We start from the raw sequence: 5,784 nt of genomic DNA, 5'->3' as shown, positions 1-5,784 counted from the left end.
AATTCAAGTGGTACAAAATCAACGACGCGGGCCAGGAAGTGGAGTATTTCAACACCAAACTGGAAAACGTGAAGGTGGTGAAGGTGAATCCTGAAATGTATGACGTTAAGGATCCTTCTAAAGAGAAGCACAACCACCTTGAGCGCGTTGAACTGCGTTACGAAAAAATCACCTGGACCTACAAAGACGGCAACATCATTCATTCCGATTCCTGGAACGAACGCGCTACTGCGTAAGTCGCAAGCGGGCAGGTTTTCCTGTCCGCTTTTCTCTTTGCTGAACGTCTGCCGCTGCGGGCGCTGAGCAAAGAAAACATCACATCCCGGAAACAGACCTTATGGGCCTCGGTAACGGCCAGGGGCGGTAGCGTGTCCGAAAGGTCCACAACAGTGAGTAAAACCAATATGGAAAACCCGGCAATCCTCCTTCGACGTCTTAATCCATACTGCGCGCGGGCAATGGAAGGTGCAGCTTCGCTCTGCCAGACTCGCGCACATGCAGAAATTCTGCCGGAGCACTGGCTGCTGAAGCTGCTGGAGCAGGGGGAAGGTGACCTGACGGTGCTGGCTCGCCGCTACGAATGGGATATGGACGGCATCTGGCAGGATTTACTGGGCTGGCTGGATAAACAGCCGCGCTCGGTACGCCACCGGCCGCAGCTTTCAGAAAACATCCAGTCTCTGATGCAGCAAGCCTGGCTGATAGCCTCACTGGCGGGTGAAGAACATATCCGCAGTGTGCATTTACTGATGGCACTGGTTGAGAAACAAAACCTGGTGCGCTGCAACGGTCTGTGGCCTTTGCTGACCCTGGGCCAGAGTCAGCTTGAGCGTCTTCGACCGTTGTTTGATGCGCAGTCAGATGAACGTCCGGAAGTGCAGCAGGAAGCGGAACTGGCGCAAAGTCATGGTGGAGAAGTCGAGTTCGTCGGGCGCCCTGTGGGGGCAGAAGTAAAAGAGGGAGAACTCAACCCTGCGTTGCAGAATGCGCTGGATAAATTCACCCTTGATGTCACTGCGAAGGCGAAAGAAGGCAAAATCGATCCGGTGTTTGGTCGTGACACCGAAATTCGTCAGATGGTGGACATTCTCTCCCGTCGACGCAAAAACAACCCGATTCTGGTTGGCGAGCCGGGCGTGGGCAAAACCGCACTGGTTGAAGGCCTGGCGCTCAGAATTGCCGAAGGCAATGTGCCGGAATCGCTCAAAACCGTGGTGCTACGTACGCTTGACCTCGGCCTGCTGCAGGCGGGCGCGGGTGTGAAGGGGGAGTTTGAACAGCGTCTGAAAAACGTTATTGATGCAGTACAGCAGTCCCCGGCACCCGTTCTGCTGTTTATCGACGAAGCGCATACCATCATCGGTGCTGGCAACCAGGCCGGTGGCGCGGATGCAGCCAACCTGCTGAAGCCCGCGCTGGCGCGTGGTGAACTGCGGACAATTGCGGCCACCACCTGGTCTGAATACAAACAATACTTTGAGCGCGATGCAGCCCTGGAGCGCCGCTTCCAGATGGTAAAAGTCGATGAGCCGGATGACGATACCGCCTGCCTGATGCTGCGGGGCCTGAAATCCCGCTATGCCGAACATCACCACGTGCACATTACCGATGATGCGGTTCGTGCCGCAGTTACCCTGTCGCGCCGTTATCTGACGGGACGTCAACTTCCTGATAAAGCGGTGGATCTGTTGGATACCGCTGCCGCCCGCGTACGCATGAGCATCGACACGGTTCCGGAGCAGCTTATTCGTTATCGCGCATCTATCACCGCACTCAACATGGAGACGCAGGCGCTGCTGGAAGATATCGCGATTGGCAATCAGAGTCATGCTGGACGTCTGAGCGCGATAGAGCAGGAAGAGGTAAACCTGATAGTGGCGCTCGATGAACTCGAAAGCCAGTACGGTCAGGAACTGAAGCTGACCGCTCAACTGCTCGAAAGCCGTCAGGATATCTCGCGCCAGAGCGAGACTCACCAGCTGCATCAGGAGCTTAACGAGATGCAGCGCGGTAACCCGCTGCTCTCTCTGGATGTGGATGTACGCACCGTAGCCAACGTGATAGCCGACTGGACAGGTGTGCCGTTGTCATCGTTGATGAAAGATGAGCAAACCGAACTGCTGACGCTGGAAAATGAAATAGGGAAGCGCGTGGTCGGGCAGGATACGGCGCTTAAGGCCCTCGCTCAGCGTCTGCGCGCAGCAAAAACGGGCCTCACGTCCGAGAACGGCCCGCAGGGCGTATTCCTGCTGGTGGGGCCGAGTGGTGTCGGGAAAACTGAAACCGCGCTTGCGCTGGCCGATGTCATGTATGGCGGCGAGAAGTCACTCATCACGATTAACCTTTCTGAATACCAGGAGCCGCATACGGTTTCGCAGCTGAAAGGCTCGCCGCCGGGCTATGTCGGGTACGGTCAGGGCGGTATTCTGACCGAAGCCGTGCGAAAACGACCATATAGCGTGGTGCTACTGGATGAAGTGGAAAAAGCCCACCGCGATGTCATGAATGTGTTCTATCAGGTCTTCGATCGCGGCTTTATGCGTGATGGGGAAGGTCGTGAAATCGACTTCCGCAATACCGTTATTCTGATGACCTCCAACCTCGGCAGTGACCACCTGATGCAGTTGCTGGAAGAACAGCCAGACGCCACCGAAGGCGACCTGCACGAACTGCTGCGCCCGATATTACGCGACCACTTCCAGCCGGCACTCCTGGCCCGCTTCCAGACCGTGATTTACCGACCGCTCAACGAGATAGCTATGCGCACCATTGTTGAAATGAAGCTGTCGCAGGTGAGCAGGCGTTTAGACCGTCACTATGGTCTGGCCACACATATCGATGAGAGCCTTTACGACGCGCTGACGGCAGCCTGCCTGCTGCCGGATACGGGCGCGCGCAACGTCGACAGTCTGCTGAATCAACAGATTTTGCCGGTGCTGAGTCAGCAGTTGCTCTCTCACATGGCCGCAAAACAAAAGCCAAAGTCGCTTTGCCTCAGCTGGAGCGAAGAGGAGGGGATCGGCCTGGCGTTTGACTGGCTACAGGGAGACTGCGTATGAGCACCACTCCACCGATCAGATACAGCCACAACCACCACCTTCTGGCGGTGAAAGGCTGTGAGGCAGAACCCGACGTGCTGGCCTTTGACGGCGACGAAGCCCTGAGCCGACCGTTCCGCTACCGCATTGAATTCACCAGCCGCGACCACGGCATCAGCAAAGAGATGATGCTGATGAAATCCGGCTCGCTGACGCTGCAGGCCCCGGTTGACCAGGGTTACGGCATCAAAATACAGCAGCCGCTGCGGGTGATTCAGGGCGTGGTGACCGGTTTTGAGCGGCTCGGCACGTCCAGGGATGAAACGCATTACGCCCTGACGCTGCGGCCACGCCTGGCGCTGCTGGACCGTTCGCACCAGAACGCGATTTACCAGGACATGTCGGTCCCGCAAATCGTGGAAAAAATCCTGCGCGAGCGTCACGGCATGCGCGGCCAGGATTTTCTGTTCTCGCTGACCAGAGAGTACCCGCGCCGCGAGCAGGTGATGCAGTACGGCGAGAACGACCTGCACTTTATTACCCGCCTGCTGGGTGAGGTGGGTATCTGGTTCCGCTTCACCACCGACACGCGCCTGAACATCGACGTGGTGGAGTTTTACGACGGTCAGCAGGGGTATGAGAAAGGCCTGACCCTGCCGTCGGTCCCGCCTTCAGGGCAGCACTCGCAGGGCGTGGACGCGGTGTGGGGGATGGAGTGCCATCACAGCGTGGTGCAGAAGCAGGTCAGCACCCGGGATTACAACTATCGGCAGGCCACGCAGGACATGAACGCGCAGGTGGATGTGACCCGCGGGGATACGACCACTTACGGGGAAGCGTACCACTATGCCGACAATTATCTGACGTCGGGCATCGCGTATGAGCGTCATCCGGCACCCGAGTCCGGGGCGTTTTATGCCCGAATCCGGCATGAGCGCTACCTGAATGGTCAGACGCAGACCCGGGCCATCACCAGCAGCCCGGCGCTCTCTCCCGGCCAGGTGCTGAAGGTCACCGGCGGGTATGAAGTGGCAGAGGTGTTTGCCCGAGGTGTGGTCATCACGGCGATGCGCAGCCATGCGCGGCGGGATGAAGATTTTTGCATTCATTTTGACGGTATTCCGGACAGTGCAGATTTCAGCTTCCGCCCGGAGCCGGGCCCGCGTCCGGTGATGGCGGGTACCCTGCCGGCCCGCGTCACCAGCACCACTGAAAATGACACCTACGGCCATATTGATAAGGACGGCCGCTATCGCGTCAATATGCTGTTTGACCGTGATAACTGGGAGACCGGGTTCGAGAGCCTGTGGGTGCGCCAGTCCCGCCCGTATGCAGGCGACACTTATGGCCTGCATCTGCCGCTGCTGGCGGGTACCGAAGTGGCGATTGGTTTTGAGGATGGTAACCCGGACCGCCCGTACATTACCGGCGTGCTGCACGACTCGGCGCACGGGGACCACGTCACCATCCGCAACTATAAGCGTAACGTGCTGCGTACCCCGGCGAACAATAAAATCCGCCTCGATGACGAGCGCGGGAAAGAGCACATCAAGGTCAGCACGGAGTACGGCGGCAAGAGCCAGCTGAACCTCGGGCATTTAGTGGATGCTGAAAAACAACCGCGCGGTGAGGGTTTTGAGCTCCGGACGGACAGCTGGGGCGCCATCCGGGCGCAGAAAGGGATTTTTATCTCGGCGGACGGTCAGGCGAAAGCGCAGGGGCTACAGCGCGAAATGCAGGCTGCGCTCAAAGAACTTGATGCTGCAAGAGAGGTGACTTCTGGATTACGTCACGCAGCTCAGGCAGCTCAGGCGGAATTAGCCGACCTTGAGAAGCAGACAACATTAATGAATCAAACGCTTAGTGATCTTAAGCAGCAAGCGTTACTTCTGTCTGCCCCTTCTGGAATTGCGCAGGTCACCCCAGCAAGTGTACAAGTCTCGGCGGGGGAAAATATAATTGTTACTGCTGGTCAAAATACTGACATTAGCATAGCCAAAAAATTTACTCTCGCAGTGGGCGATATTCTGAGCTTATTCGCACACAAATTGGGAATAAAGATGTATGCCTCCGAGGGCAAAGTCGATATTCAGGCACAATCGGACGCGTTGAATTTATTTGCTAAAGAAAAGCTTTCTGTCGCCAGTTCAGAGAATAGTATTGTTATCTCAGCTAAGAAAGAAATCGTTTTGGTTTGCGGAGGGTCATTTATACGGTTAAGTGATGCAGGGGTGGAAGTGGGTACTGGCAAAAACGTAACGTTGAAATGTATTGCTGTTCAACAACAGTCTGCGGAAACTTTAAATTCAACGCTTTCGTTATCTTCTGGCTGCAAACCTGGGGTCATTTCTGCCGCCCAACAGCAAGGGGCCGTGGTGATGCTTAGCTAATATGTGAGGAATAGAGATGACTATAAAATTAGCTGTCCTGGGAGACAGGACGAGTAATGGAAAAATAATTTCTGCAACTGCAAATTATTTCAGTGAGGGAAAACAGGTGGCGCAAAATAATGATAAAGCCATCTGTACTGTTTGCAAAGGAACATTTCCCATTCAGGCAACTGCCGTGAGTATTGTCAGTAATGGCATACTTCTTGTAAAGGATCAGGACCGTGTGCTCTGCCAGTGTTCCGATCATAAAGTGTTCGCAGGTTCTCATTTTTTCACCCGCTAAATATGCATTTTTTGCAGGCTTAATAGAAAAAGGACGTGAATATGGCATGCCAGGGATTATGCACAACGAAAGG

General features: G+C 55.6%; 4 protein-coding genes. All 4 read left to right on the top strand.

Annotated features, from left to right (window positions below):
• Nucleotides 1-236 (top strand): type VI secretion system tube protein TssD (gene tssD, locus L977_RS11250; RefSeq protein ID WP_047625777.1); only part of this gene is annotated, 236 nt, incomplete at its 5' end.
• A gap of 168 nt (nucleotides 237-404) precedes the next feature.
• Nucleotides 405-3,059, top strand: coding sequence for a type VI secretion system ATPase TssH (gene tssH / locus L977_RS11245; RefSeq protein WP_047625778.1), 2,655 nt, complete (start codon nucleotides 405-407; stop codon nucleotides 3,057-3,059).
• Entirely contained in the window at nucleotides 3,056-5,428 is a 2,373-nt protein-coding gene (locus tag L977_RS11240) for a type VI secretion system Vgr family protein (protein WP_047625776.1), read from the top strand. Before tssH ends, L977_RS11240 begins: the two co-directional genes overlap by 4 nt.
• 16 nt (nucleotides 5,429-5,444) lie before the next feature.
• Nucleotides 5,445-5,711: a PAAR domain-containing protein gene (locus L977_RS25240; RefSeq protein ID WP_047625775.1), complete on the top strand. Its 267-nt coding sequence runs from the start codon at nucleotides 5,445-5,447 to the stop codon at nucleotides 5,709-5,711.
• Nucleotides 5,712-5,784 lie beyond the last annotated feature (73 nt).

Origin of the sequence: Enterobacter sp. ZOR0014, from assembly GCF_000798855.1 — a bacterium.
Taxonomy (GTDB): Bacteria; Pseudomonadota; Gammaproteobacteria; order Enterobacterales; family Enterobacteriaceae; genus Enterobacter; species Enterobacter kobei.
This window is presented reverse-complemented; position numbering and strand designations above follow the sequence as displayed.